Source organism: Qipengyuania algicola, from assembly GCF_042492175.1.
Lineage (GTDB): Bacteria > Pseudomonadota > Alphaproteobacteria > Sphingomonadales > Sphingomonadaceae > CAJXSN01.
In genome coordinates this window covers 887,054-912,335 of sequence record NZ_CP170453.1, presented here as the reverse complement: position 1 = coordinate 912,335, position 25,282 = coordinate 887,054, and the positions used below count along the sequence as shown (strand labels likewise).

Here is a 25,282-nt window from a genome sequence, read left to right as displayed (position 1 = left end):
CTCCCTCAGCCTGTCGCATGACCGAAGGCGGCGGGATAGACCACCACGCCTGTCGGCACGTCCCCGGAGAAAGGAAATATCTGAAAACGCTCCGGCTCGACCTTAGCCACGCTTAGCCTCGGATCCGGTGCGCAGCCGAACCGGGCCGACAATTCGGGGCGGCCGATGACCATCAGCCCCCTGGCACCGGCATTGCGCGCTTCTGTGACCGCAGCGTTGACCAGCGCGCCGCCGATTCCGGTGCTTTGACGTGTCGGCATGACCGAAACGGGCGCAACCGCGTACCATCCGCGCGCACCGTCCGGCATCGCAACCTCGGCCAATCCGATATGACCGATGACCGCCTGATCCATATTCACCGCGACCAGCGACAGCCACAGTTGCTCATCCGCGCGCAGGCCGTCGATAATCTCATGGTGGCGGGGGCCGGGCCGCTTCTCGTCCCGGTCGGAAACCTTGGCGAGCGCAGCGATCGACGGAATATCCCCGGGTTCCTCGCTGCGGATCGTTATGTTCATTCGAGCAAATGTCCCGATCGATCGCGCTTCGTCGCCAAATAGCGCGCGTTATGTGGATTGTCGGGCAATTGATGCGCGACCCGCTGGGCAATGTTGATGCCTTCTTGTTCCAAGGCCGTGACCTTGCGCGGGTTGTTGGTCATCAGTCGGATACGGTCAATCCCCAATAAAGCCAGCATTCGGGCCGCTGTGGCGAAATCGCGCGACTCGTCGGGCAGTCCCAGCCGCTCGTTGGCCTCCACCGTGTCGAAGCCCTGATCCTGCAGGCGGTAAGCACGCATCTTGTTGACCAGCCCGATGCCGCGCCCCTCCTGCCGCATATACAGCAGCACGCCGTATCCGCCGCGGTCAGCCTCTTGCGCCATGGCATGCAGCGCGGCGTCCAGTTGTGGTCCGCAATCGCATTTCAGGCTGCCGAGAATGTCACCCGTCAGGCATTCCGAATGCAGGCGTACGAGCGGGGTGGTGCCAGCCATTTGCTTACCGATGATCAGCGCGCAATGCTCGCGCATGTCGTCGGCCTTGCGGAAGACCACAATCTCGCTCGGTTCGTCCTGTTCCTGTGTCGCGGCAATCGGCAGCCGCGCGCGGGTGGCAATCGAGAGCTGTGCGGGATCGCTCCACGCCTCCAGATCGGCCGGCGCGAAGGGCTGCGCTTCGCCCGCATTAGCGGGCGCGACCATGAAGGCCGGCAGAATGCCTGCGATCCGCGCGAGTTCCAGCACCGCCTGTGCAGTCTCGGCCCACTCCAGCGGATCGGCGCGGAACGGGCCTTTCATCGGCCTGGCGAGGTCGAGTGCGGGGTCGGCCACTGCCATCGCATCGCTCAGCGTAAACCCGTCAGCACCCCGGATCAGCACCGGAGCATAGGGCACAGCAGCCTCGCGCTGATTGGGCAGTTTGAGCGTCGCAGCGCGCGCGGCAGAGATCAGCAAGCGATCCGATTGCAGATCGCTGACTGCCGCTGTTTCAATCGGCTGGAGAATCAGTGTCCCACCGCTCCCCGGATCGATTTCGAGCGGCCAGCCATGGCGCAGCGCATCGACCGCCTGCGCCACGCGGCGTGCCGGTGACGGCTGGTTTCCAGAAGGCGCGCCAGCGCTCAGAAAGAAAACTCCGTCGTCAGCGGCACGTGGTCGCTCGGCTTCTCCCAGTCGCGGGCATCTTCATACACGCTGTGCCCGGTGGCCTGCGCCGCGAGCTGCGGGCTGGCCCACATATGATCGAGCCGCCGCCCGCGATCGCCCTTCCGCCAGTCTTTGCTGCGATAGCTCCACCAGGAATAATACCGCTCCGGCGCAGCAATGTGTTCCCGCCCGATATCCTTCCAGCCATGCGCATCCATGAAGCCTTGGAGTGTTTCCACCTCCAGCGGCGTGTGGCTGACGACTTTCAGCAGCTGCTTGTGGCTCCACACATCGCTTTCCAGCGGGGCGATGTTGAAATCGCCAACGATCAACGTGGGGCTGTCGATTGTTTCCGCCCAGCGCGTCATCCGCTCGAGAAAATCGAGCTTCTGGCCGAATTTGGGGTTCTGCTCGCGATCCGGGATATCACCGCCAGCGGGGACATAGACGTTCTCGATGACGGTGCCCGCGCCGCCCTTGCTGCCAGCGCCATCGCTTAGCTGCACGCCAACATGACGCGCCTCGCCATTGTCCTGCCAATCGTGGCGCGAAAACTCGATGAAAGGCACTTTGCCGACCGTGGCGACGCCGTGATACCCCTTCTGCCCGTGCACCGCGAAATGTTCGTAGCCCAGCGCGCGGAACGCCTCGTAGGGGAACTGGTGTTCCTGGCATTTGATCTCTTGCAGGCAGAGGATGTCGGGCGCGTGGGACGCGATGAATTTCTCGACAATCGGCATCCGCAAGCGGACGGAATTGATGTTCCAGGTGGTGACGGACAGCATGGGGCCGCAGATAGGCCGCGCGCGTCTCTGCGGCAACCCGCGCAAAAGACGTTTCTCGCCCTCGTCATATTGCTGCGCCATCGTTTAGGAACAGGCTGATCAAGGAGACTGTTCATGCGCCGCGCCCTTTCCGTTCTCGCTCTCACTGCATTTCTGCCGCTGGCGGCCTGTGCGACTTATGCTCAGGAGGACGCAGCACCGATGGCCACAGCACCTGTCCAGCCGCCAGAGGCTGACAAAGCCAAAAACGTGATCCTGTTCATCGGGGACGGCATGGGCATCAGCACCATCACCGCCGCGCGCATTTATGCCGGGCAGAAACTGGGCCAGACGGGCGAGGAATATGTCCTGCCGTTCGAGCGGTTCGAGAACGTGGCGCTGGTCAAGACCTACAACACCGATGCGCAGGTTCCCGACAGCGCGGGCACCGCCACGGCGATGCATTCGGGGGTGAAGACTCGCATCGGGATGCTGGGCGTGGGGCCGGGTGCGGACAAGGGCGATTGCCGGACGGCTGCCGATCATGCGCTGCCGCTGCTGGGCGAGGAAGCAAAAGAGCGCGGGCTCGCGCTGGGTATCGTTAGCACGGCGCGGCTGACCCACGCCACGCCTGCCTCGGTCTATGCGCGCAGCACGAGCCGCGATTGGGAAGCGGACGCCGCCTTCCCTGATGCGCAGGCAGGCTTTGGATGCCGGGACATCGCCACCCAGCTGGTCGAAGCCGATTTCGATGTGGCTCTGGGCGGCGGCAGTGTAGCCTTCTACGGGGCTGATAGCGGCGGCAGGCGCGGGGTGGCATCGGCCGATCTGCCATCCGATTGGGCAGCAAGGACCGGCGGAACCGTTGCACGCACCGCTGCGGAAATGGCCGCTGCACCCGCCGATGCGCCGGTGCTGGGCCTCTTCTCGGCCAGCCACATGACCTACATGGCAGAGCGCGAGGGCGCCTCCACCGAGCCGACCCTGACCGAGATGACCGCGGATGCGATTCGCCGGCTGGGTGGCGATCCAGATGGCTATTATCTGATGGTAGAAAGCGGACGGATCGACCACGCGCACCACTGGGGGCGCGCGGGCGTCGCCTTGGAAGAAGCTGTCGAGTTCGCCCGGGCCATCCAGCACGCCATCGACAATACCGACCCGGCAGAGACGCTGATCATGGTCACCGCCGATCACAGCCATGTGTTCACGATTGCCGGGTATCCGCAGCGCGGCAATCCGATCCTCGGCCATGTCGTATCCCCGCCCGATTCGGGCAGCGGAGAGGGTGAACTGGTTTTGGCGGAGGACGGCAAGCCTTACACCACGCTGGGTTATGCCAATGGACCGGGCGCCATTTCGGGCGAGCGGGAGATTCCTGAAACCGGCGTCATGGCGCAGCAGCAGGCCGCCATTCCCACTGGCTCTGAAACCCATGCGGGTGAGGATGTCGCGCTCTATGGCTCGGGCCCCGGAGCGGACGGTGTGCGCGGTGTGATCGAGCAGAACCGCATCTATCACATCATCCGCAGCGCGTTTGGCTGGCCTGAGGAATAGAGTGGCCGAATAGCGTCCCCAACCAAAACCGGAGCCCGAAAACGAAAAAACCCCCGCACCGGGGGCAGTGGTGCGAGGGTTTCCGTTTCAGCGTTCGTCACGCTTGGTGCAAAGCGGCCAATCCGAGGGACAGGGCAACAGGGGGGAAACCCGTCTCTCCGCCGCTTTACAAGTATGATACTATGACCCCCGCGCTTTCCGTTAGGTGAACGGCATGTCGCGAATTGTCGCAGAAGCGGGGCAATCCGGCGACGAAGCGTTCAGCGCGTGCGACGACCGCTGCGGCGCGGATCCTTATAGGTGAACGCCGAGTCGGATACCGACACGCCATAGCGTTGATTGCGCAGACGCACCGTCGTGCGATTGTTTTGTGCGTCGAGAGCGACCCAATTGGTCAATTGCCACCCGCCGGGTGCACTGGAGTTCTTCGTGAACACCAGCGTGATGACGCCAAATTCCGGGCGCTTCGGGTCGCGCACTTCCACGCTCATCACATTGGGATTGCTGGTCGGCATCAGCTTGCCGTATTTCTTCACATCGCGATTGGGATCGAGCAGCGCGCCGAGCGGCGAGTTGCTGATCGGCCAGCGCTGGACCTGATTCACCTCGTAATCGACCAGCGTCAGCGACTTGCCGTTGGAAACGACCAGCAGCGGCACGCCCTTTTCATATTCGAAGCGGATCTTGCCGGGGCGCTTCAGCGTCATCACGCCGCCAATGCTCTGGCCCTTGCGGTCGGTCTGGGTGAAATCGGCGCGCATCGTGCTGATACCGCGCAGCGCGGCGACAGCGCTGTCGAGCTGTCCAGCCTGTGCGAATACAGGGGTAGCGGGCGCAATCAGCGCGGCGGCGGGCAAGCCGACAGCCAGTGCAGCCGCAAAGGCAACACCGGCAGGCTTGGCGATAAGAGATTTGATGTTCATGCGGCGACGATTACCCGCGAAGCGCTGAACTGTCACTGACCAACGATCGATCCCGCTGTTCAGGAAAGTCGCCAGATAGATGAACTCGAAGCTTACTTGATTTTGGCTTCCTTGAACTCGACGTGCTTGCGCGCGACGGGATCGTACTTCTTGAACACCATCTTCTCGGTGATGTTGCGGGGGTTCTTTTTCGTCACGTAGTAAAAGCCCGTGTCTGCGGTCGAGACGAGCTTGATCTTGACGGTTGCGGACTTCGCCATCGTGGTTTCCTAAAATTCCTGTGGGGCACCGCGAGGTTCACGGGGCCAAAATAAAACAGGCGGCGCTTGCGCACGCCGCCACATCGGGCGCGCAATTGACCGATGCGCGCGTCCGAGTCAAGGCAAAACGCTGGTCCCGCCTCCGGTTTTACCAGTCGCTGCCGGGTTTCACAGAGCCACGTTTGGCCTTCACCTCGCCGCGCGCTTTCTTGGCCTTCAGGCGCTTGGTCTTGCCGACCCGGTTGAGCCGGGTCTTGGCGCGCTTTTTCGGCTGGCGGTGGGCCTCTTCCAGAATTTCGGCGAGCTTCTCGCGCGCCTCGCTGCGATTGGCGTCCTGTGTGCGGTGGCTGCGGGCGACAATCAGCAGGTCTCCGCTCGCTGTCAGCTTGCTCCCGGCAATCCGCCTGAGCCGGGCGAAGACCGGCGGGGGCAGGCGCAGTTTGTAGGCATTGACCCGCAGTTGGACTTCGGTGGCGACCTTGTTGGCGTTCTGGCCGCCCGGCCCGGACCCGGCGACAAAGCTCTCCTCCGCCAGAGCATTGGCGCGAGAGATCAGCGTGTCATCCATCGGCTTCTGTGCTGGCGGCTTCACTTGTCTCGCCAGCAAGCCGCGCGAAATCGGGCGGCATTGGCGCTTCGGCGACGATGTCGGGCTTGCCTTCGCGCGGGATCGTCAGCGCGCTGGCATGGAGCATGGTGCGCGGCCCGCTCGCCTTGTCGCCGTAAATCGGATCGCCCAGCAGCGGCAGGCCAAGGCCCGATGCAGCATGGACGCGGATCTGGTGGGTGCGGCCTGTTTCGGGCTTGAACTCCACCAGAGCGCCGCCGCCCGCCAGCGCGCGCACGAGCCGCCAATGCGTCAGGGAAGGTTTGCCCTTCCTCGCCGGAATCATCCGCCAGCCCTTTTCCGCGCTGCTGATCTTGGCCAGCGCCAGCTCGATCACGCCTTCCGCTTCGGCCGGAACCCCGCTGAGCAGGCCGAGATAGGTCTTTTGCGGCAGGCGTTCCTCGAATGCGCGATTGAACCGCTTCAAAGCTTTCGGATTGCGCGCCAGCAGCAGGCAGCCGCTGGTGTCCGTGTCGAGCCGGTGGACCGGCACAGGCGGGCGTTGGAAACCCATTTTCAACTGCTCGACATGGTCCTCCAGAGAAGGGCCGCCCTTGCGCGGGCGCTCTATCGACAGGCCTGAAGGCTTGTCGATCACCAGCGCTTCGCCGTCTTCGAACAGAATATCGATCATACCATTAGCTCCGCGTGCATCAGCCCGCGAACGGCATTGCCGAGCAGGAAACCGTCTTCGAGATCTGTGACGCGCAGCTCGCGCTCCACCGCTTTGCCTGTCGCCAGCAAATGCGCGCGCTGCACACCGGGCAGCAGGCCCAGCCCGAGCGGCGGGGTGGCCAGCATCCCGTCCTGCTGCACAAACAGGCTGGTCCATGCCCCTTCTGTCAGTAGACCATCGTCGCGGATAAACAGCGCTTCGTGTGCGCCCGCCTCCAGCGCAGCGGCCCGCGCGGCCTCGTAAAATCCGCGATCCGTGGTCTTGTGCCGCAGCCGCCAGTCGCGGCTATCGACCGGCAGCGGCAGGATGATGCATTTGAGCGGTGCTGCCGGAGCAGGAGGCAGGGGAGCAGCCTCCAACGAAATCTCGCCCGATCGTGAAGCCAGCAGACGGACCTTCGCGCCTTGCTCCAGATCGAAGCACAGCGACTGGATGCGGTTGCGGCTTTCGTGCCGGTCAAACGTGAAGCCCAGCTCCGCCGCGCTTGCCTTCATGCGCTCCAGATGCAGTTCCAGCAGTGCGATACCGTGGTCGGGATCGAAATGCATCGTCTCGATCAGGTCGAACCCCGCAACGCTCGCGCCCGGAGCAGAGGCGCGCGCAAATCCCGCCTTCAGCAAGGTCTCGCGCCATTCGGGCAGAGCCTCGCTATCGGCCACGATCCCTGCGCCCACGCCCAGCACGGCGCGGCCCTGGCCGTTCTCTATGGGCGACAGGCGCAGCGTCCGGATTGCCACGTTGAAGGCCGCATCCCCGCTAGCATCGATCCGCCCGATCGCCCCGCAATAGGCCCCGCGCGCATCCCGTTCGACCTCGTTGATCAGCTCCATCGCCCGGATTTTCGGCGCGCCGGTGATGGAGCCGCAGGGGAAGATCGCGCGCACCAGATCGAAGATGTCGCTGCCCGATTGCAACCGCGCCGTGACTGTCGTCACCATCTGGTGGACGCTGGGATAGTGCTCCACCTTGAACGGGTTTTCCACGCTCACCGTGCCCGCATCCGACACGCGGCTGAGATCGTTGCGCATCAGGTCGACGATCATCAGGTTCTCGGCGCGTTCCTTGTCCGATGTCTCCAGCTCTGCGGCCAGTGCCGCATCGGTTTCGGGATCGTCGCTGCGGGGACGGGTCCCTTTCATCGGTTTGGCCCGCACCGTGCCGTCTTTTAGCGAGACGAACAATTCGGGCGACAGGCTGAGGAGCCAGTCGCCGCCATCGAAGATCACTCCGCCATAGCCGGCCTGCGCCGCCGGGCGCAGCGCGGCATAGAGCGCCAGCGGATCGCCCCGGTAAGACCCCGTCAGCGGCAAGGTCAGATTGGCCTGATAGATGTCGCCTGCGGCAATGGCCCCTTTCAGCCGCTCGAACGCCTCGCCATGCGCGCCGGGCGAAACCTGCGGCTCCAGCGGACCGAGCGATACGGGCGCACCTGCGCTCTCCGCCTCTGCCGCGAGCCAGGCAGGCACAGCATCGGCGGGCATTGTCTCGGATTTCTCGAACAGACCCAGCCACACCAGCGGACCCGCCGCACCGCTGCGCGCCTGCGCCAAGGGCATCAGCTTGGGCTCCAGCGCCAGCCCCGCCTCGTAGGCGATATATCCCGCCAGCGTCCCGCCATTGAGCGCCTGCGATGCGCGGGCCTGTTCCAGCACCGCCTCGACCAGATCGGGCTGGTGCGCCACGAACAGCGCGCGCGGGTTTGTGAGCAGCTGCGCATCCGCAGCACCCTCTGGACGCGCATCGTCCAGCAACACGAAGGGTTGGCGCTCTCCCATTGGGTTTGCCATAGAGCGGCCCGCGCAAAAGAAAACCACTTGGGGAGCACGAGACAGACATGGGTGACATTTTTATTGGACTGGGCGGGAACGGTGAGCGCCAGTCGCTCGACCTGTCCCGCGCCAACCGCCACGGCCTGATCGCAGGCGCCACCGGTACGGGTAAAACGGTGACCTTGCAGGGGCTGGCCGAGAGCTTTTCCGCCAATGGTGTCCCGGTGTTCGTGGCCGATGTGAAGGGCGATTTGTCCGGCATCTCCATGGCTGGATCGCCCACCTTCAAGCATGCCGACAAGCTCGAAGGGCGGGCCGAAGAGCTCGGCATGGACGACTACGCCTATTCCGACAATCCGGCGATTTTCTGGGATTTGTATGGCGAGCAGGGCCATCCGATTCGCACCACTGTGTCTGAAATGGGCCCGCTGCTGCTCGCTCGCCTGCTCGATCTGAACGACACGCAGGAAGGCGTGCTGCAAATTGTTTTCCGCCATGCTGATGACAACGGCCTGCTGCTGCTCGATTTCGGCGATTTGCAAGCCATCCTCGCCTGGGCTTCGGAGAATGCGAAGGAGCTGTCGGGCACATACGGCAATGTCAGCAAGCAGAGCGTGGGCGCGATCCAGCGGCAATTGCTCAGCTTCGAATCGCAAGGGGCCGATCTGTTTTTTGGCGAGCCGGCGCTGGAAATCGACGACTTCTTGCAAGTCGATGATGAAGGGCGCGGCTATATAAACGTGCTCGCCGCCGACAAATTGATGCGCAGCCCCAAGCTGTATGCCACTTTCCTGCTATGGCTGCTGGCGGAGTTGTTCGAGACGCTGCCCGAAGTTGGCGATCCGGAAAAACCCAAGCTCGTGTTCTTCTTCGACGAGGCGCATTTGCTGTTCGACGATGCGCCCAAGGCGCTGGAGGACAAGATCGAGCAGGTCGTGCGCCTGATCCGCTCAAAGGGCGTGGGCGTGTTCTTCGTCACCCAGAACCCGATCGATATCCCCGAAGAAGTCGCCGGACAGCTGGGCAACCGCGTCCAGCACGCTCTGCGTGCCTTCACTCCGCGCGACAAACGCGCGATCAAGGCGGCGGCAGAGACCTTCCGGATTAACCCCGATCTCGATGTCGAGGAAGCGATTACCGAGCTGAAAGTGGGCGAGGCGCTGGTCTCCACCCTGCTGGAAGATGGCGCGCCATCGGTGGTCCAGCGCACGCTGGTGAAGCCGCCGCGCAGCCGTCTTGGCCCGGTGAGCAAGAAAGAACGCGCGATCATCAAGTCGATCAGCCCGGTCGAGGGCAAGTATGACGAGGCGGTCGACCGCGAAAGTGCGGAAGAAGTGCTGGCGGCAAAGGCTGTCGATGCCGCCTCCACGGCCGAGGAAGTCGAGGAAAAGGGCAAGGAAGAAGTCGCCAAGCGGCCGCGCAAGACGACGTCCTTGTGGGAGAAAGCGGGCAAAGCCGCTGCCGGTGCTGCGGCCAGTTCCGCTGCCACGATCCTTGCGGCCAAGCTGACCGGGCGCAAAAGCCGCGCCAACCCCACCCGCAGCGCGGCGACTTCGGCAGCGGGAACGGTCGCCACGGCGCTGGGCGGAGCGACCGCCGGGCGGTTCGTGCGAAATCTGATCGGCGGGCTGATGCGTTAGGGCGCAGGCCGGGGCGGTTAGCGCTCCACCCGCAATATGTGGTCCGCGAAAGTCAGACGGGCGGGGAGTGTGAACGACAAAAGCGCCTCTCCGCCGACGCTTGCCAGCAGGTCCTCGCACGCTGAGCGGTCCGCGCCGTCCAGCGACGCCAGATAATCAAGCGCGCGTTGCAGCATCCATAGGCTGAACGGCGTGGCGATCCGTTCGCCCGTGACGCCCTCGATGGTGAAAGGCGCCATGCCGACCGCGCGCGGTGGCTCGTCACCGCCGGTTTGCTCCATCCACTCGCCCAACATGGCTGACGTGCGCTGGAGATAAGGCAGCTGTTCGCTCATCATGCGGCTGAGCACAGGCAGCAGCGTTTCGGGGACAGTGTCGTCGGACAAGAAATCGCCCGACTGCGGAGTTTTCACTTTAACCATCCGCTCCACCCACCGGGCAACGGCGGGGGCAATGCGCTCCATGATCTCGCCCGACGCCGGATCGCGGTAGAGATGGGCGTAAAGCGGACCGATCAGACCGAAATCGCCTATCGACGGGCGGCTGCCGAATAGAAAGTTATGCGCCGAGAATTGCACATCCAGGTCGCGCAGCAATTGTTCGTAGCTCGCTTCGATGGCCGGAATAGTCGCTGCGTTGATGCCCAGAACCGGCACGAACCCGCGAAATGTCGCGCCGCGTTCCTTGCCGATGGCGTATTGCTCTTCCGGTGTCCCACCGGGCAGGGCCACCGCGCCGAACTCGCCGTAAACCCACTCCGCGTTGTAATTCCAGCGATAGTGCATCGCCGGGATGACCAGCCATTCATCGCCAAAGCATTCCAGCAAAAGGGCGGCGAGGCGCTGGCGCGGGGAGGCGGGATAGATCGAGGAGCCATCGGCCAAGTGCTCGTAATGATCGATGATCAGGGTCGTATCCTGCAGGATCGCGCCGTCCTCTGCCTCCATCACCGGAATCACAGGCCGCCCGACATTCGGCACGATGATGTCGCGGTAAATATCGGGCGAGGCGAGCACTTCAGTATAGTCTACGCCCTTCCAGTCGAGATAGGCGCGCGCCTTTCCGGAATAGAGCGACAGAGGAGCGGCATAGAGCTTTGCGGTCATGTTCTTGTCCATGAACGCATTTTCGCATGACGCCTAGATTTCGTTACGGCCACTTGCAGGCAGAAGGATATCGGCGCGCAATCCGCCGCTTTCGCGGTTGGTGAGGACCAGCGATCCGCCGTGCTGCTGGGCAATGGCACGGGCGATGGTCAATCCGAGGCCTGCGCCGCCAGTGGCGCGGTTGCGGCTGGCTTCGCCGCGCCGGAACGGCTCCAGCATATCGGCCATCTGGTCTGCAGGGATACCGGGGCCATTATCCTCCACTCGCAGAATCGCCGCGCCATCTTGGCTCAGCAGCGAGACCTGCGCGGTGCCCCCATAGCGTACGGCGTTGGAGACCAGATTGCGCAAGGCCCGGCGCAACCATGTGACATGGACCGGCGCGGTGATCTTCTCCGCGCCGGCAAAGCTGACGTCTTTCCCCATATCCTCGAACTCCTCGACCACAGAGGAGGCGAGTGCGTTCAATTGAGCATTCTCCGGTGCACCGGGCGCGCGCCCGATCCGGGCGAGCGAGAGAATGTCGTCGAGTGAGCGGGTAATGTCTTCAATTCCGGCGGCCATCTTGGCCCGTTGGCCCTCATCCTCCACCGCCTCGATCCGCACGCGCAGGGCAGTAAGCGGGGTTTTCAGATCGTGCCCGATGGCGCCCAGCATTACGTCTTTTTCGTCGAGCAGCGCGGCGATGCGCGCCTCCATCGCATTGTGCGCAGTGATCAGTCGCTGGACATCGGCGGGGCCGGTTGCGGGCAGAGGCTCGGCGGCATCCTGTGTGGCGGCAAATTGCTCGGTCCGGCCGGTCAATTGCGCGAGCGGCCGGGTGATCCGGCGAAGCAGCAGGAACAGCACGCCCATCAGCACCAGAAACAGCAGGGTTGTCTGGACGATCAAACCGACGACACGTCCACGCTCGCGCGGCGGCACCGCAACGCGGGCAACCTTCCAGCCGGCGTTTTCGGGCAGCTCGATCGCGGCCACGAGAATGGTTTCGCCCTGCCAGTCGGACCGGCGGGCGAAGCGAGCGCCGCCTTTGGCTGCGGCGGTAAGCCACGGGTCGTCGCCGGCCTTGCGCTTCAGCACCACGACTTGCGTGAACGCTTGCCCCTGACGTTCCAAAATGCCGCCGAGTTGCTCGCCCAGTCCGCTTTCGATCCGTTCACCTTCTTGGGGCGCGAATTTTGGGGTGATGATGGCGGGACGCGAACGCTCGATGCGGCGTGTGGCCAGCGCGCGTGGGCCGCGATCGCCCCGGATGCCGCGCCTCTCTTGCGGCCGGTCCTGTTCCAGCAACAGGCTGATAGCTGCCCGATTGATGATATCGTTCTCGCGCTGCGTCTCGCCTGCACGGTAAAGAAGTACGGCGGAAAACGCCTGAGTGATGACCAGCGCAAGGGCCACAGCAAGCAGCGTCTGGCCGCGTAGGCTGGAGGGCCACAGGCGCATTCTGCTCAGCCGCTTTGCTGCGTCACGCGGCGCACGTCTGCCGCGAACTGGTAGCCGCCGCCTCGCACGGTGAGGATGAGTTGCGGATCACGGCTGTTCGCCTCGATCTTGCGGCGTAGGCGGCTGACCTGATTGTCCACCGCACGGTCGAACAATTGCGCCTCGCGGCCTTGCACCATGTCGAGCAGCCGGTCGCGGTTCATCACGCTACGGGGATGGTCGAGAAAGGCTTTCAGCATGCGGAATTCGGCAGTGGAGATTGCAATCACCGTGCCGTCGGGATCAGTCAGGCGATGCTTGACCGGATCGAGATGCCAGCCTTCGAACTCGTACAGCAGATCCTCGCTTGGCGTTGGAGCCGCGCGTCCGGCCCGGCGCAGGACCGAACGGATGCGCGCGACCAGCTCGCGCGGTTCGAACGGCTTTGTCACGTAATCATCCGCGCCAATTTCCAGTCCGACGATCCGGTCTGTCGGCTCGCCCTTTGCAGTCAGAAGGATGACGGGGAGATCGCGCGCCTCGATCAGATGGCGGGTCAGCGAGAGGCCGTCTTCGCCCGGCATCATGATGTCCACGAGAGCGATGTCCGGTGTTTCGCTGAGCAGCGCGGTGCGGGCACCGGCCCCGCTGTCTGCTTCGGACACACGAAACCCCTGACCGGTGAGATACTCGGCCAGGGGTTCGCGCAACGTAGCTTCGTCATCGACGAGGAGGATGTGGGGCGACGTTGATGCCAGTGAGTCAGAGCCCGATGGGTTGGTGGTCATCGCCGCCCCTTCCTTCCGTATGTTTTAGCTTGCCGTCCGCTCGGCGGAGCGTTCGGCGCGGTGCGCCTGACGGGCGGCCTTGCGTTCTTCGGCGGTCACCGTGCCATCACCATTGGTGTCGGCCTTGTCGAACCGGGCAAGGGCAGCGGCCTGAAACTCGGCCTGGCTGACAGAGCCGTTACCGTCGGTATCGGCCTGCGCCATCATTTCCATTCCGCGCATTCCGCGGCCGCCACGCATGCCGTGCTTTCCGCCGCGTTTGCCGCCGCGCTTCATGCGTTCGCCGTTCTCGGTGTCAGCACCGCGTGCAGCCCGGCGTTCCTGCCGGTCACCGCGCCGCGCCTCGCGGGCTGCGGTCACTTCGGCTTGGGTCAGGACGCCATCACCATCGGTGTCGGCTGCGGCAAAGCGCTCGGCCATCTTGGCATCGCGGTCGGTGCTATCCAGCTGACCATCGCCATTGGCGTCCATCTTGGCGAACTTTTCGAGCGAGCGCTCGGCAACTTCTGCGCGGGTCATCGGACCCTTGTCGCCGTGCGTCTGCTGGGCAACGGCGACGCCGCCAACCAGCAGCGAGGCGGATGCCAATGCAATCGCGATAGTCTTGGGCGACTTGAGGGTAAAATTGGGGGTGGGGATTTTCATTTTCATTTCTCCATTACGACAAAAGTCGCGAGCTGCGAAGCGAGCGCCCCGAGGGAGGGGGAGAGGGGGGAGGGGGCCACCCGCATTCGCAACTCACAAATGCCGTTCTAGAGGCGGAGTGTCACAGGAGTTTGCCGGATAGCAGGAGAAGTGTCGCGGATTGTATCACGGCACGTTGTTCATTCATCTAGCGGAAAAGATGAATAACCCGGGCGCTAGCGGGGCCGATGCTCGGTCCCTTCCCCGGCTGTAATGAACACCGCCGTGGCAGAAGCGCCCGATATGTCGGCGGTGTGCCACACGCCTGGCGGGTTGATGGCGTATTCGCCTTTGCCGATAGTGACCGCATTCACGGTGCCATCGGGATGCTCCTGATGCAGGGTCATGCTGCCTTCGACGCACAGGACCACTTCGGTCCCCTTGGGGTGCATTTCCCACACATCCCAATCCGCATCGAAGGTGTACATAGAGACGAGCCGGCCTTCGGCTCCGTCCGCGCCATGCCGCTGGCCGTACCCCTCATACCATTCCATTCCGTCAAAAGGAGGCTGGGGGACCGATGTTGCGCCTAGCCCAAGATGGATGAATTGCTCGGTCAGTGTGTGTGGTCCGCTCATTGTAGATCCCCTCTATTGGCCTGCTCGTTCAGGCTATCTCATCAAGTCAGTCTCATTCTGGCCCAACCATGCAGAACGCGTTGAGTTTGTGTCCGTCCAGATCGCGGAAATAGGCGGCGTAAAAACCGTCATCTCCGCGCGGTCCGGGCGGGCCTTCATCCTTACCGCCCTGTGTGATGGCGATGTCATAGACCCGCTGCACCTGCTCTCGGTCGGCGACTTGCAGCGCGACCATCGTACCGTTGCCCACACTGGCCTTCTCGCCGTCGAAGGGCTGGGTCAGGGCTACGCCCGGTGCGCCGCCCATCTCGCCCCACGCGATAAAGCTGTCGAATTCCATCATCCGCCCGACACCTAGCTCCTTCGCAATGGCGTCGAAAAACTTCGCGCCCTTCGCGAGGTCATTGGTGCCCAGTGTCACATATCCGATCATTGCCTGTCTCCTGCCGCGACTCGCGATAGTGGAACATTACCGGAACATGGGTGGGCGAGTCAAAGCGACAATCAGAGAAGCCGCGTGTGTCGCTCCAGCCATTCCAGCGCTGCGCCTTCCAGCTGCGGGGCGAGCAGCGCGCGGGTGTCGGCGTGATACTGGTCAAGCCATGCGCGCTCGTCTGCGGTCAGCAGGGCCGGCTCGATCAGCGTGCGGTCGATCGGCACCCAAGTGAGGTTTTCAAAGCCTAACCAAGTCCCTTCATCGGCCCCCGGTATCTCACGCTCCTCGGTCAGGACCAGATTCTCGATCCGAATGCCGAACTCGCCTGCCTTGTAATAGCCGGGTTCGTTGGAAAGGATCATCCCGGCCTGCAGTGGCTCCAGCGTGCCGCCCTGCGCGCCAGCGGTTTTCGCGATGCGCTGCGGCCCTTCGTGGACCGAAAGGAAGCTGCCGACCCCGTGGCCCGTGCCGTGGGCGTAATCGGTCCCGGCCAGCCACAACGAATGGCGGGCCAAGCTATCGAGCTGGCCGCCATTGGTGCCTTCGGGGAAGGTCACTGTGGCAATCGCGATATGCCCCTTCAGCACGCGGGTGAAGCGGTCCTTCATTTCCGCGGTAGGTTCGCCCGGTCCAATCCAGACAGTACGGGTGATGTCCGTCGTGCCAGCGCCATCCCCAAGCGTGTACTGGCCGCCCGAATCCACCAGATAGATGCTGCCGGGCGGGATGGGGATGTTGGTGTCCTCGTCCACCTTGTAATGCGGCAGAGCGGCGTGGCCCGCGGCGGCACTGATCGTGTCGAAAGACAGGTCTTTCAGACCCGGATCTTCAGCGCGGCAGGCCTGCAATTTCGCCGCTGCGGCCAATTCGTCCACTTGGCCGGTTGGGCCTTCCGTCTCCAGCCAGCACAGGAAGCGCGAAACCGCCGCCCCGTCGCGGGCCTGAGCATCGCGGTGGCCCTGCGCCTCGACCGGGTTCTTCACCGCGCGCGCCAGAATGGTCGGATCGCGCTTGGCAATGGCGGTCGCCCCGCCATCTTCCAGCGCCTTGGTGATCGCCGCCACGCCGTATTCCGGATCGACCGCAACGCGCTTTCCCGACAGGCCATGCAGCGCCGGGGCAAACTCCGTCCGGTCACGCACCGTCACGGCGTTGCCCAGATGCTGCTGCAATTCCGGCGTGACTTTCTCTGGAGCGATAAACAGCTCCGCCGTGCCATCGGCATGGGCCACAACATAGCTCAATGCGACCGGCGTATGAGCAATATCGGCCCCGCGAATATTGAGCAGCCATGCCACCGAATCGAGCGCGGAGATCACCGCCGTATCGAGCTTCTCTTGCTTCAGCCACTCGGCCACATCGCCGCGCTTTTCTGCGCTGCTGCGGCCTGACAGCGTATCGGTGTGAACCATTGCCACTGCCGCGCTCGGCTGGGGGCGGTCTTGCCACACTGCGTCCACCGGATTGCCATCGACGGCGACCAGCTGGCCGCCTTTATCCGCCAGTAGCTTCGCCGTAGCCTCGGCCCAGCCGCGCGAGTGGAGCCAAGCGTCATAGCCAATCCGGTCGCCCTCCTGCACGTTCTCGGCCAGCCATTTCGCCGGGCTGGTGGCGGGCACAGACTGATAATCGAACAGCTTCTCGTCCACCTGATCGCGGACTTGCACGGTGTAGCGCCCGTCGATGAAGATCGCCGCCTGATGCGTCATCACCGCCGCGCTGCCCGCGCTGCCGCCAAAGCCGGTGAGCCACGCCAGCCGCTGCGAATCTTCGCCGACATATTCGCTCATATGTTCATCAGAAATCGGGATGACGAACCCGGCCAGACCTCGGCTTTTCAGTTCCTCGCGCAGGGCGGAAAGGCGGGCTTCATGGGTTTGCATCAGCATCGGTCGGGGTCCTGCTTAGGTTTTTGGCATCTTGTGGCCTTCGACATGGGGCTTTACCCGTCATCGGCAAGGCTGTCCAAGGCGGACGGCATAGGCAACAGGATGAGATCACCCATGAACCAGCCAAAGCCCCAGCCCCAGGCCCAAACCCGCCATCTGCTGAAAAGCGCCCCGATTGCTCTGGCAGCATCCCTGCTGACCACCACCCTTTTGACGACCCCCGCGTTCGCGCAAGGAGACCCCGCACAAGTGACCGACACGACTTCAGCGACGCCGCCCGTGGCGGACAAGCGCGACCATTCCTTCACTCATCACGGCATCACCATCAGCGATCCGTATCACTGGCTGAAGGACCAGTCTTACCCGACCATCGATGACGAGGACGTGCTCGATTACCTGAAAGAAGAGAACGCCTATTTCGAAGCGCAGATGGCCCCGCGCCAAGAGCTGGTCGACACGATCTTCGAAGAGCTGAAGGGCCGGGTGAAGAAGGACGATGCCTCTGTCCCGCAGAAGGATGGCGACTGGCTCTATTGGTCCGAAGTGGAAGACGGGAAGGAATACCGCATCCATTATCGCCGCCCGGTTGCAGGCGGGGACAGGGAACTGCTGCTGGACGAAAACCAGCTGGCCGAGGGCAAGGAATATTTCCGCCTCGGTTCGGCCTCGGTCAGCGATAGCGGCAAGTATCTCGCCTATTCCTACGATGATGACGGGTCGGAACGGTTCACCGCGCGTATTCGCGACATTGCGACCGGCGAGCTGCTAGACGATGTGATCCCCGAAACGCTGTCGGGCCTGACCTGGCTGGCGAACGACACGATGATTGCTTACGGCAAAGCGAACGAGAACTGGCGGGTCGACAATGTCCGTCTGCACCGCGTCGGCACCGATGTGTCCGAAGACGTCGAGATTTTCCGCGAGGAAGACGAAGGCTTCCGCGTGGGTGCCGGGCTCACGGCAGAGGAAGACTGGCTGCTGATCGCCACCGGCGACAACGAGACGAGCGAAGTGCGGCTGGTGCGCGCTGACGATCCGACTGGCGAGCAGATCCTTGTGAAGGCGCGCGAGAAGGGCGTCGAGTATTCGGTCGATGTGCGGGAAGGCACGGTGTTCGTCCACACCAATGACGACCACGTCAATTTCCGCCTCGCCACCGCGCCGCTTTCCTCTCCGGGCGAGTGGACGACGCTGATAAGTGGCTCGGACGAATTTTATCTGACCGGCTTCGAACTCTACAAACATTTCTACGTCACCGAGGGGCGATTGGACGGGCTCGACCAGATCCAGCTGCGCGATTACGCCGACGCATCGAAGATCACGCCCATCGCGTTTCCTGAGGCAAGCTATTCCACCGGCCTCAGCAACAATCCGGAATACGACGTCAGCAAGCTGCGTCTGTCCTACGAAAGCATGGTCACGCCCGACAGCGTGTATGATTACGATGTGGCGAGCGGCGCACTGGAACTTCTGAAGCAGCAGGAGATTCCCAGCGGCTACACCCAGTCCGATTACGTGACGGAGCGCCTGATGGTGGCCGCGCGCGACGGGACGCAGGTGCCGGTCAGCGTGGTCAGCCACAAGGATACGCCAATGGGCGCGCCGCTGCACCTCTATGCCTATGGCGCTTACGGATACGCTATTCCGCCGGGCTTCTCCTCCAGCCGCCTCAGCCTGCTAGACCGGGGCATGCGCTATGCCATCGCGCATATTCGCGGCGGGGATGATCTGGGCCGCAACTGGTACCTGCAGGGCAAGCTGAATGAGCGGACCAACACGTTCAACGATTTCGTCGATGTGGCGAAGGGCCTGATCGACAAGGGTTACACGCAAAAGGGCAAGGTCAGCGCGAGCGGCGGCAGTGCTGGAGGCGAACTGATGGGCGTGGTGGTCAATACCGATCCCGATATTTGGGGCGCAGTCGCTGCGCATGTGCCGTTCGTCGATGTGCTCAACACGATGCTGGATGCGGAACTGCCGCTGACGCCGGGCGAATGGCCCGAATGGGGCAATCCTCTGACAAGCAAACAGGCGTTCGCCTATATCCTCAGCTACAGCCCTTATGATCAGGTGGTGGCGCAGGATTATCCGCCGCTGCTGATCACTGCAGGCCTGAACGATCCGCGCGTGACCTATTGGGAACCAGCCAAATGGACCGCCAAGCTTCGCGATGTGAAGACAGACGACAATGTGCTGCTGCTCAAGACCAATATGGGCGCAGGCCATGGCGGCAAGTCGGGACGCTTCACCCGGCTGTATGAAACCGCAGAGGAGTTTGCGTTCCTGCTGTGGCAGCTCGGTCTCGAGGAGTGAGCGCACGCTTCACGAAAACCTTCACCGCCGGGCCTGAGCACATCGATGTGATGGGCCATGTCAACAATGCGGTGTGGGTCCAGTGGATACAGGACATGGCGACGGCGCATTGGGATGCGGTGGCAAGGGCCGAGGACCGGGCGCGGTTTGTCTGGCTCGTGGTGCGGCACGAGATCGATTATCGCGGTAATATTGCCGAGGGTGAGAGCGCTGTGGGCGAGACCTTCATTCCCGGTGAACCCAAGGGTGCGAAATTCGACCGCCGCGTGGACTTCCGCAATGATGCGGGCAAGGTGATCGTCAGCGCCAATACGACCTGGGCCATGCTTGACGCTGAAACCCTGCGCCCGCAACGCGTCAGGGCGGAGATCGCCGCGCCGTTTTTCGAGGATACCGAATGACCACCGAAGCAACCGGCAGCCCGCTGTTCCAACCTCTTACGCTGCCCAATGGCAGCACCATTCCCAACCGCATCTGCAAGGCGGCGATGGAGGAAAACCTGGCCGAGCAGCCGGGGCAATATCCGGGCGAGCGGCTGTTCACGCTCTACGAACGCTGGGCGCGTGGTGGCACCGGGCTCATCCTGTCGGGCAATGTCATGGTCGATCCCAGCGCGTTGACAGGGCCGGGCGGCGTGGTGCTGGAGAAAGGCACCGATCTCACGCCCTTCATCAACTGGGCGCGGATCGGCAAATCGGGTGGTGGGCAATTCTGGCTGCAGATCAGCCACCCCGGCCGCCAGCTGTACAAATCGCTGGGCCAAACCGCCGTCAGCCCGTCCGATGTTTCGCTCGATCTGGGTAAGTTCTCCTCGCTCTTCGCCGAGGTTCGCCCGCTGGAAGTCACCGAGATCGAGCGGATAATTGAGCGCTTTGCCGATACGGCCCAACAGGCCGAGAAAGCCGGTTTCGACGGGGTGCAGATCCATGGGGCGCATGGCTATCTGGTCAGCCAGTTCCTCTCCCCACTGGCCAATCGGCGGACTGACGAATGGGGCGGATCACTGGAAAACCGCGCGCGGTTCCTGCTCAGAATCGTTGATGCTGTGCGCGCGCGGGTCAGACCTGCTTTCGGCGTGGGTATCAAGCTCAACAGCGCCGATTTCCAGCGCGGTGGCTTCGCGTTTGAAGATGCGCGGCAAGTGGTCGAATGGCTGGGCGGACCCGAACGCAAAGGCGCCTTGGATTTCGTCGAGCTGTCGGGCGGCAATTACGAAAGTCCCGCGATGCAGGGCAACCCGCAAGAGGACAGCGCGCCGCAAACCTCCACGCAGGCGCGCGAGGCCTTTTTCGTCGATTTCGCCCGCGACATCGCCAAGGTCGCGTCCATGCCGATCATGGTGACAGGCGGCATCACGAAGTTGGAGACTGCTGAGGCGGCCTTGGAGCAGGACGCAAACGGGTTCGGCGTGGCGATCATCGGCATTGCCCGCGCTTTGGCTGCCGATCCTAACCTGCCAAACCACTGGCGCGAGCGGAAGAATGCAGCTGTCGAATTGCCCGAATGCGGCTGGAAGAGCCAGACGCTGGCAGCGCTGGCGGTCATGGGCCTGACAAAGGCGCAGATCGAGCGGATGGCAAAGGGCAAGCCGCCCGGTGATGGCGGTTCTTCCGCTGCCGCATTGCTGGCTGATCAGGTCCGCGCGGCGACCCGTGCGCGGCGCTATCGAAAATGGCGCGCCTCCGCCTGATGGGTGTATTGTCAGGCGGCGCGAACTGCTTCTGATTGGCCGCGCCGATCCTGACCGCGCTTGCGGAAGGCGCGAAGCTTTTGACTAACCGTCCGGTTGCGGCCGCTTTCCTTAGCTTCATACAGAAGCTTGTCGGTCAGTGCGTACAGATCCTCGAACGATGAATTGGGCACGGCGCTATAAGGGATCACGGCCAGACCCATGCTGGCGGTGACCAGCCGTTCCAGCCCGTCTACCTCGCGTGCCACGCGCAGGGTAATAGCCTTGCGCAGCTGCTCGGCCCGGTCCGCGGCATCGCCGCCTTTCATTACGAGCATGAATTCTTCCCCGCCCAGACGAATGGCGAGCGAGTGTTCGTCGCTTTGCAACACGTCGGCAGCCACCCGGATCACATCGTCGCCCACGCCGTGCCCGGCCGTATCGTTGACCTGCTTGAATTCGTCGAGATCGAGCAGCGCGAAAGTATCATGGCCCGATTTGTGCAGCGCTTCGATCCGGTCTTCCAGCGCGCGGCGATTATATAGCCCGGTCATCGGGTCGCGCTCGGACAGCTTTTCGAGAATGCGCGCCTCGCTCTGCGCATCGTCACGTTCGCGCCGCAGCAGCACGAGGCGGTGGGCAACACCGATACCGGTAACAACGACTTCGAATCCCATGGCCAGAAACGGTGCCAGCACCCCCCAACGCGGTTCGGCTTGCAAGCCGAGGCCGGTGGCGGTCATATCAAGGCCCACGATAATGGCCGGGGTCCAAGCTGCGATTTGGTATCGTACCCACAGACTTCCGCGCTGCACTGCCTGCGCCATTGCCGCCAATGACGCGAAACATATCGGGAAGAAGGCGAGCAAAAAGATGGTTCGCCCCAGCCAGGAAAATGGCGGGATACCCGCAGCGATGCCGCCTGCAATCACAAGGGCCAGCAGGCCTGATCCCTTAAGCGCACGGCGCACCACCGGGCTAATCGCGCCCTGTTCGAGGAACGTTGCAGCGAAGAAGCCGCCAAGAGCGACGATGAGGACATAGCCAATCTCTGTCAGGGTCACGAGAGCGTACGTGTCCAAACCCAGCATGCCGGTTGCCAGCCCGCTGGCTGCCGAAAGGGTCATCAGCATGCCCAGCGACATGCCGGCATGATAGAGCATGAAAGAGCGTTGCAGTGCGGGAAACAGGGTCAGATTGAGAAAAAGGGGCGCGCAGACCAGCCCAAATATCGCGCCGACGATAATTGTATAATGCTCCGGCCATCCGGCAGTGGCGGCGGAATGGATCAGCCGGGCATCTGCACCGGTCGCGGCATAATTTGCCCCAACCAGTCTGACATAGAATGTCTCTGCCTTCAGCCCGGTGCCCGGCAAGGGCACGGCAACATAGGGTCCGTTGTCTGCCGGACGGATCGCAGCGCCCGAATGGCTCTGATAGGCAATTTCGCGTCCGTCTTTGATGGAATAGATCTCAATCGACTCAATCTGGGCCAAGCGAAGGAAAAGCTCTGTTGGCTGGGCCGAAAAGGGATCGGCGGGCGCGTCGAATTTCAGCCAGGCTGCAGGCTCCCCCGTGTGCCATTCTCCGGACCGGCAGATCCAGCCCTTGCTGTCGGCCCGAACCGTGTTGAGCGTCGCCTCCAGCGACGCGCCCCGGTGGCAATCCGCCCCATGGATCACGGCGGCGTGTGCAGGTGCCGCCCAGACAGAAACAATGCCGCACACAAGCGCGCACAGAATTGTCCAAAGGAAGCTGACCCGGCCCATGGTCCAAGGTCTAGGCCAGTGTGCCCTAAATTAGGGTTAAGACCAGCTTAAAATTGCCCTTAGTTTCGCGCAGCTCAGTCCATCGCCAGCAGGCGGTCGATGCTGCGGTAATCATAGCCCAGCTCGGTCGCTACCGCCTTGTAGGTGACCTCGCCTTTGTGGACGTTCAATCCCTCGGCGAGATGGGGGTTCTCGCGCAAAGCGTCTTTCCAGCCCAGCTTCGCAATTCTCAGGGCGTGGGGCAGGGTGACGTTGTTGAGCGCATAAGTGCTCGTGCGGGCGACAGCGCCGGGCATATTGGCGACGCAGTAATGGACGATGTCATCCACCACATAGGTCGGATCGGCATGGGTTGTCGGCCTGCTGGTTTCAAAACACCCGCCCTGATCGATCGCCACATCGACCAGCACTGCGCCTGGCTTCATTTCTTTCAGCATTTCCCGGCTGACCAGCTTGGGCGCTGCGGCCCCGGGGATCAGCACTGCGCCGATGACCAGATCGGCCTGCCGCAGCGAATCTTCCAGATTGGTTGTGTTGGAGAACCGGGTGCTGGCGCGTGCTTCGAAGAAGGTCCCGACCTTCTCCAGCACTTCTGGATCGCGGTCGAGAATCTCGACATCGCCGCCCAGACCCACCGCCATCTGCGCCGCGTTAAAGCCGACCACCCCGCCGCCGATCACCACGACCTTGGCTGGCAAGACGCCCGGTACGCCGCCAATCAGCACGCCGCGCCCGCCATGGGCCTTCTCCAGCGCATTGGCGCCCGCCTGAATGCTCATCCGTCCGGCCACCTGGCTCATCGGAGTGAGCAGCGGCAGCCGTCCGCCGGGGCCGGTGACCGTTTCATAGGCAATCGCGGTCACGCCAGATTCCAGCAGATCTTTCGTCTGCTTCGGATCTGGGGCGAGGTGCAGATAGGTATAGAGAATCTGCCCCTCGCGCAGTTTCTTGCGCTCTTCTGCTTGGGGTTCCTTCACCTTCACCACCATCTCGCACTCGGCAAAGATCGTATCGGGGCCGTCGACAATGGTGGCACCGGCATCGATATACTGGGCATCGGTTGCCCCGATACCCAGACCGGCGCCGCTCTGGATCCAGACCTCGTTGCCGCGATGGGTCAATTCCCGCGCGCTTTCGGGCGTCAGGCCGACGCGGTATTCGTGGTTTTTGATTTCGGAGGGGCAACCGATGCGCATGGCTTTGGTCCTTTGGAATAGTGCGAATGCGGTCGTTACAAACGAAACAAGAAGGCCACAAGGTGCGGCGGGGCAGCAGGCCGGCAATATCAGTGGGGGATAAGTGCAGCGCTTGTAACAGGACTGTCACACAGTGGTCATACGGGCGTCACCGATATGAAACACGGGCGCAAAGGGTACCCCAAATGAGCAACCGCCAAATGGCCAACCAATTGTGCAGGGCTGCATTGGCAGCGACTGTCGCTGCAGCTGCGTTGACCGCGCATGCTGCTCCCGCAGCCGCGCAGGACGCCGCAGCGGATGCACCGCTGACGATGCAGGAAGAGCTCGCTTTGATGCGCGCGCAGATGGATGCGATGGCGCAGCGTATTGCGACGCTGGAGGCAGAGCTGGAAACGGCGCAGGCTGTCCCGGCAGCAGTCGCCGCTGTGCCGCCACCAGCGCCTGCGCCTGCCGCCGCGCCTGACACGCAGATTGCCTTCAAGGGTGCACCTGAAATCAAGGGCAAGGGCGGCTGGAGCTTCAAGCCGCGCGGCCGCCTGCAATATGATGCGGGGATTGTCGAAGCCCCCAATGCGACGGGACGCGACGAAGGCTTCGGCAATGATCTGCGCCGTGCCCGTCTGGGCGTGTCGGGCGATATGCCGGGCGGCTTTGGCTACAAATTCGAAGTCGACGTTGCGAACAGCGATCTGGCAGTGACCGATGCGATCATCTCCTACGAGGACGGTGACGTCGAAATCAGCGTCGGCCAGTTCAACAATTTCCAGGGTCTGGAAGAACTGACCAGCAGCCTGCACACCAGCTTTATCGAACGTGCGGCCTTTACCGATGCGTTCGGCTTTGTCCGCCGCGTGGGTGTGGGCGTGCAATATTCGCCGGGCGATTTGCTGATCCAGGGCGGCGTGTTCAGCGACAATATGGATGTGTTGCCGAGCGATGACTGGAGCGCGAATGGCCGGGTGGTCTACATGCCCAAGGTCGGCAATGCGCAGGTCCATCTGGGCGCGTCCGTCCATTACCGCGAATATGAAGCGGGCAGCACGGTCCGCTATCGCCAGCGCCCGCTGGTTTCCTTCACGTCGGAGCGGTTCATCAACACCGACCGCTTCTCTGCCTCCAGCGAGCTGGGCTACGGCGCGGAAGCTGCAGTCATCTCCGGCCCGTTCCACGCGGCTGTCGAAGGGCGCTGGCAGAATGTCAGCCGCCCCGGCGCGCTGGCCGACCCGACCTTCTTCGGCGGATATGCCGAAGTGGGCTATTACCTCACCGGCGGCGATACGCGCGGTTACAAGGGCGGCAAATTCGATCGCACGAAGCCGGCCAATCCGGTGGGCGAGGGCGGCATCGGTTCGGTGCAGGCCAACCTGCGCTATGACCGGCTGGACCTGAGTGATGCAGGCATTCTGGGCGGCACGCAGGATGGATATTTCTTCAGCCTCGTGTGGAAGCCGACCGATTACACCATGCTTCTCGCCAATTACGGGAAGCTGTCTTACGGCGATGCCTTCTACCCGGCAGCCGGCGGCGATACGTCTTACGATGTCGATGTGTTCGGCGTGCGCGCGCAGATCGACTTCTGACCCGCAGA

General features: G+C 63.1%; 23 protein-coding genes. 6 read left to right on the top strand and 17 right to left on the bottom strand.

What is annotated here, in order from left to right; genetic code table 11:
- Nucleotides 1-5 precede the first annotated feature (5 nt).
- The 3 genes from ACFCW2_RS04365 to ACFCW2_RS04355 are packed head-to-tail and all read right to left on the bottom strand — an operon-like array spanning nucleotide 6 to nucleotide 2,430.
- Nucleotides 6-518, bottom strand: a complete 513-nt coding sequence (locus ACFCW2_RS04365) for a GNAT family N-acetyltransferase (protein WP_379548409.1) — start codon at nucleotides 516-518, stop codon at nucleotides 6-8.
- A complete protein-coding gene (gene ribA / locus ACFCW2_RS04360) occupies nucleotides 515-1,576 on the bottom strand; it encodes a GTP cyclohydrolase II (RefSeq protein WP_379548408.1) in 1,062 nt (353 codons plus the stop codon). The genes ACFCW2_RS04365 and ribA overlap by 4 nt, the downstream gene beginning before the upstream one ends.
- 44 nt (nucleotides 1,577-1,620) lie before the next feature.
- Nucleotides 1,621-2,430, bottom strand: a complete 810-nt coding sequence (locus ACFCW2_RS04355) for an exodeoxyribonuclease III (protein WP_379548920.1) — start codon at nucleotides 2,428-2,430, stop codon at nucleotides 1,621-1,623.
- A 114-nt stretch (nucleotides 2,431-2,544) separates the two neighbouring features.
- Between ACFCW2_RS04355 and ACFCW2_RS04350 the strand changes: the two genes are divergently transcribed.
- Nucleotides 2,545-3,966 (top strand): alkaline phosphatase, encoded by a 1,422-nt coding sequence (locus ACFCW2_RS04350; protein WP_379548407.1) that lies wholly within the window; start codon nucleotides 2,545-2,547, stop codon nucleotides 3,964-3,966.
- A gap of 260 nt (nucleotides 3,967-4,226) precedes the next feature.
- Here the strand turns inward: ACFCW2_RS04350 and ACFCW2_RS04345 are convergent, their stop codons facing one another.
- From ACFCW2_RS04345 to pabB, 5 genes are all read right to left on the bottom strand, one after another.
- Nucleotides 4,227-4,889, bottom strand: a complete 663-nt coding sequence (locus ACFCW2_RS04345; protein ID WP_379548406.1) for a LolA family protein — start codon at nucleotides 4,887-4,889, stop codon at nucleotides 4,227-4,229.
- Nucleotides 4,890-4,981: 92 nt separating this feature from the next.
- Entirely contained in the window at nucleotides 4,982-5,149 is a 168-nt protein-coding gene (gene rpmG / locus ACFCW2_RS04340; protein ID WP_379548405.1) for a 50S ribosomal protein L33, read from the bottom strand.
- A 148-nt stretch (nucleotides 5,150-5,297) separates the two neighbouring features.
- A complete protein-coding gene (gene arfB / locus ACFCW2_RS04335) occupies nucleotides 5,298-5,717 on the bottom strand; it encodes an alternative ribosome rescue aminoacyl-tRNA hydrolase ArfB (protein WP_379548404.1) in 420 nt (139 codons plus the stop codon).
- Nucleotides 5,710-6,390, bottom strand: coding sequence for an RluA family pseudouridine synthase (locus ACFCW2_RS04330; RefSeq protein WP_379548403.1), 681 nt, complete (start codon nucleotides 6,388-6,390; stop codon nucleotides 5,710-5,712). The genes arfB and ACFCW2_RS04330 overlap by 8 nt, the downstream gene beginning before the upstream one ends.
- A complete protein-coding gene (gene pabB / locus ACFCW2_RS04325) occupies nucleotides 6,387-8,207 on the bottom strand; it encodes an aminodeoxychorismate synthase component I (RefSeq protein WP_379548402.1) in 1,821 nt (606 codons plus the stop codon). The genes ACFCW2_RS04330 and pabB overlap by 4 nt, the downstream gene beginning before the upstream one ends.
- A gap of 59 nt (nucleotides 8,208-8,266) precedes the next feature.
- On the opposite strand from pabB, the gene ACFCW2_RS04320 reads away from it, so the two are divergent.
- Nucleotides 8,267-9,841, top strand: a complete 1,575-nt coding sequence (locus tag ACFCW2_RS04320) for a helicase HerA-like domain-containing protein (RefSeq protein ID WP_379548401.1) — start codon at nucleotides 8,267-8,269, stop codon at nucleotides 9,839-9,841.
- 17 nt (nucleotides 9,842-9,858) lie between these two features.
- Here ACFCW2_RS04320 and ACFCW2_RS04315 read toward each other — a convergent pair whose 3' ends face one another.
- The 7 genes from ACFCW2_RS04315 to ACFCW2_RS04285 all read right to left on the bottom strand — a co-directional run bounded on the left by ACFCW2_RS04315 (nucleotide 9,859) and on the right by ACFCW2_RS04285 (nucleotide 16,744).
- Nucleotides 9,859-10,947, bottom strand: a complete 1,089-nt coding sequence (locus ACFCW2_RS04315; protein ID WP_379548400.1) for a glutathione S-transferase family protein — start codon at nucleotides 10,945-10,947, stop codon at nucleotides 9,859-9,861.
- Nucleotides 10,948-10,980: 33 nt separating this feature from the next.
- Nucleotides 10,981-12,390, bottom strand: a complete 1,410-nt coding sequence (locus tag ACFCW2_RS04310) for a sensor histidine kinase (RefSeq protein WP_379548399.1) — start codon at nucleotides 12,388-12,390, stop codon at nucleotides 10,981-10,983.
- Nucleotides 12,391-12,395: 5 nt separating this feature from the next.
- On the bottom strand, nucleotides 12,396-13,157 hold the full coding sequence (locus tag ACFCW2_RS04305) for a response regulator (protein ID WP_379548398.1): 762 nt from the start codon (nucleotides 13,155-13,157) through the stop codon (nucleotides 12,396-12,398).
- Between the two features lie 24 nt (nucleotides 13,158-13,181).
- Nucleotides 13,182-13,802 carry an EF-hand domain-containing protein gene (locus ACFCW2_RS04300; RefSeq protein WP_379548397.1) on the bottom strand — a complete coding sequence of 207 codons (621 nt, stop codon included), beginning with the start codon at nucleotides 13,800-13,802 and terminating at the stop codon, nucleotides 13,182-13,184.
- 215 nt (nucleotides 13,803-14,017) lie between these two features.
- Complete coding sequence (locus tag ACFCW2_RS04295) at nucleotides 14,018-14,419, bottom strand: cupin (RefSeq protein WP_379548396.1); 402 nt, start codon at nucleotides 14,417-14,419, stop codon at nucleotides 14,018-14,020.
- Nucleotides 14,420-14,471: 52 nt separating this feature from the next.
- On the bottom strand, nucleotides 14,472-14,852 hold the full coding sequence (locus ACFCW2_RS04290) for a VOC family protein (protein WP_379548395.1): 381 nt from the start codon (nucleotides 14,850-14,852) through the stop codon (nucleotides 14,472-14,474).
- Between the two features lie 71 nt (nucleotides 14,853-14,923).
- Complete coding sequence (locus ACFCW2_RS04285) at nucleotides 14,924-16,744, bottom strand: aminopeptidase P family protein (protein ID WP_379548394.1); 1,821 nt, start codon at nucleotides 16,742-16,744, stop codon at nucleotides 14,924-14,926.
- Nucleotides 16,745-16,858: 114 nt separating this feature from the next.
- Between ACFCW2_RS04285 and ACFCW2_RS04280 the strand changes: the two genes are divergently transcribed.
- The 3 genes from ACFCW2_RS04280 to ACFCW2_RS04270 are packed head-to-tail and all read left to right on the top strand — an operon-like array spanning nucleotide 16,859 to nucleotide 20,747.
- On the top strand, nucleotides 16,859-19,057 hold the full coding sequence (locus tag ACFCW2_RS04280; protein ID WP_379548393.1) for a S9 family peptidase: 2,199 nt from the start codon (nucleotides 16,859-16,861) through the stop codon (nucleotides 19,055-19,057).
- A complete protein-coding gene (locus ACFCW2_RS04275; protein WP_379548392.1) occupies nucleotides 19,054-19,458 on the top strand; it encodes an acyl-CoA thioesterase in 405 nt (134 codons plus the stop codon). The genes ACFCW2_RS04280 and ACFCW2_RS04275 overlap by 4 nt, the downstream gene beginning before the upstream one ends.
- The gene (locus ACFCW2_RS04270; RefSeq protein ID WP_379548391.1) at nucleotides 19,455-20,747 is read left to right on the top strand and encodes an NADH:flavin oxidoreductase/NADH oxidase family protein; all 1,293 of its coding nucleotides are present in this window, start codon (nucleotides 19,455-19,457) and stop codon (nucleotides 20,745-20,747) included. Before ACFCW2_RS04275 ends, ACFCW2_RS04270 begins: the two co-directional genes overlap by 4 nt.
- 11 nt (nucleotides 20,748-20,758) lie before the next feature.
- Here ACFCW2_RS04270 and ACFCW2_RS04265 read toward each other — a convergent pair whose 3' ends face one another.
- Nucleotides 20,759-22,408 carry a sensor domain-containing diguanylate cyclase gene (locus ACFCW2_RS04265; RefSeq protein WP_379548390.1) on the bottom strand — a complete coding sequence of 550 codons (1,650 nt, stop codon included), beginning with the start codon at nucleotides 22,406-22,408 and terminating at the stop codon, nucleotides 20,759-20,761.
- A 161-nt stretch (nucleotides 22,409-22,569) separates the two neighbouring features.
- Nucleotides 22,570-23,691 carry an alanine dehydrogenase gene (ald, locus tag ACFCW2_RS04260; protein ID WP_379548389.1) on the bottom strand — a complete coding sequence of 374 codons (1,122 nt, stop codon included), beginning with the start codon at nucleotides 23,689-23,691 and terminating at the stop codon, nucleotides 22,570-22,572.
- Between the two features lie 185 nt (nucleotides 23,692-23,876).
- Between ald and ACFCW2_RS04255 the strand changes: the two genes are divergently transcribed.
- A complete protein-coding gene (locus ACFCW2_RS04255; protein ID WP_379548388.1) occupies nucleotides 23,877-25,274 on the top strand; it encodes an OprO/OprP family phosphate-selective porin in 1,398 nt (465 codons plus the stop codon).
- Nucleotides 25,275-25,282 lie beyond the last annotated feature (8 nt).

Excerpts from the sequence above, each read along its gene's own strand:
- ACFCW2_RS04365 (WP_379548409.1), bottom strand. The coding sequence starts at position 518 with ATGAACATAACGATCCGCAGCGAGGAACCCGGGGATATTCCGTCGATC.
- ACFCW2_RS04355 (WP_379548920.1), bottom strand. The coding sequence starts at position 2,430 with ATGCTGTCCGTCACCACCTGGAACATCAATTCCGTCCGCTTGCGGATG.
- ACFCW2_RS04350 (WP_379548407.1), top strand. The coding sequence starts at position 2,545 with ATGCGCCGCGCCCTTTCCGTTCTCGCTCTCACTGCATTTCTGCCGCTG.
- ACFCW2_RS04345 (WP_379548406.1), bottom strand. The coding sequence starts at position 4,889 with ATGAACATCAAATCTCTTATCGCCAAGCCTGCCGGTGTTGCCTTTGCG.
- rpmG (WP_379548405.1), bottom strand. The coding sequence starts at position 5,149 with ATGGCGAAGTCCGCAACCGTCAAGATCAAGCTCGTCTCGACCGCAGAC.
- arfB (WP_379548404.1), bottom strand. The coding sequence starts at position 5,717 with ATGGATGACACGCTGATCTCTCGCGCCAATGCTCTGGCGGAGGAGAGC.
- ACFCW2_RS04330 (WP_379548403.1), bottom strand. The coding sequence starts at position 6,390 with ATGATCGATATTCTGTTCGAAGACGGCGAAGCGCTGGTGATCGACAAG.
- pabB (WP_379548402.1), bottom strand. The coding sequence starts at position 8,207 with ATGGGAGAGCGCCAACCCTTCGTGTTGCTGGACGATGCGCGTCCAGAG.
- ACFCW2_RS04320 (WP_379548401.1), top strand. The coding sequence starts at position 8,267 with ATGGGTGACATTTTTATTGGACTGGGCGGGAACGGTGAGCGCCAGTCG.
- ACFCW2_RS04315 (WP_379548400.1), bottom strand. The coding sequence starts at position 10,947 with ATGACCGCAAAGCTCTATGCCGCTCCTCTGTCGCTCTATTCCGGAAAG.
- ACFCW2_RS04310 (WP_379548399.1), bottom strand. The coding sequence starts at position 12,390 with ATGCGCCTGTGGCCCTCCAGCCTACGCGGCCAGACGCTGCTTGCTGTG.
- ACFCW2_RS04305 (WP_379548398.1), bottom strand. The coding sequence starts at position 13,157 with ATGACCACCAACCCATCGGGCTCTGACTCACTGGCATCAACGTCGCCC.
- ACFCW2_RS04300 (WP_379548397.1), bottom strand. The coding sequence starts at position 13,802 with ATGAAAATCCCCACCCCCAATTTTACCCTCAAGTCGCCCAAGACTATC.
- ACFCW2_RS04295 (WP_379548396.1), bottom strand. The coding sequence starts at position 14,419 with ATGAGCGGACCACACACACTGACCGAGCAATTCATCCATCTTGGGCTA.
- ACFCW2_RS04290 (WP_379548395.1), bottom strand. The coding sequence starts at position 14,852 with ATGATCGGATATGTGACACTGGGCACCAATGACCTCGCGAAGGGCGCG.
- ACFCW2_RS04285 (WP_379548394.1), bottom strand. The coding sequence starts at position 16,744 with ATGCTGATGCAAACCCATGAAGCCCGCCTTTCCGCCCTGCGCGAGGAA.
- ACFCW2_RS04280 (WP_379548393.1), top strand. The coding sequence starts at position 16,859 with ATGAACCAGCCAAAGCCCCAGCCCCAGGCCCAAACCCGCCATCTGCTG.
- ACFCW2_RS04270 (WP_379548391.1), top strand. The coding sequence starts at position 19,455 with ATGACCACCGAAGCAACCGGCAGCCCGCTGTTCCAACCTCTTACGCTG.
- ald (WP_379548389.1), bottom strand. The coding sequence starts at position 23,691 with ATGCGCATCGGTTGCCCCTCCGAAATCAAAAACCACGAATACCGCGTC.
- ACFCW2_RS04255 (WP_379548388.1), top strand. The coding sequence starts at position 23,877 with ATGAGCAACCGCCAAATGGCCAACCAATTGTGCAGGGCTGCATTGGCA.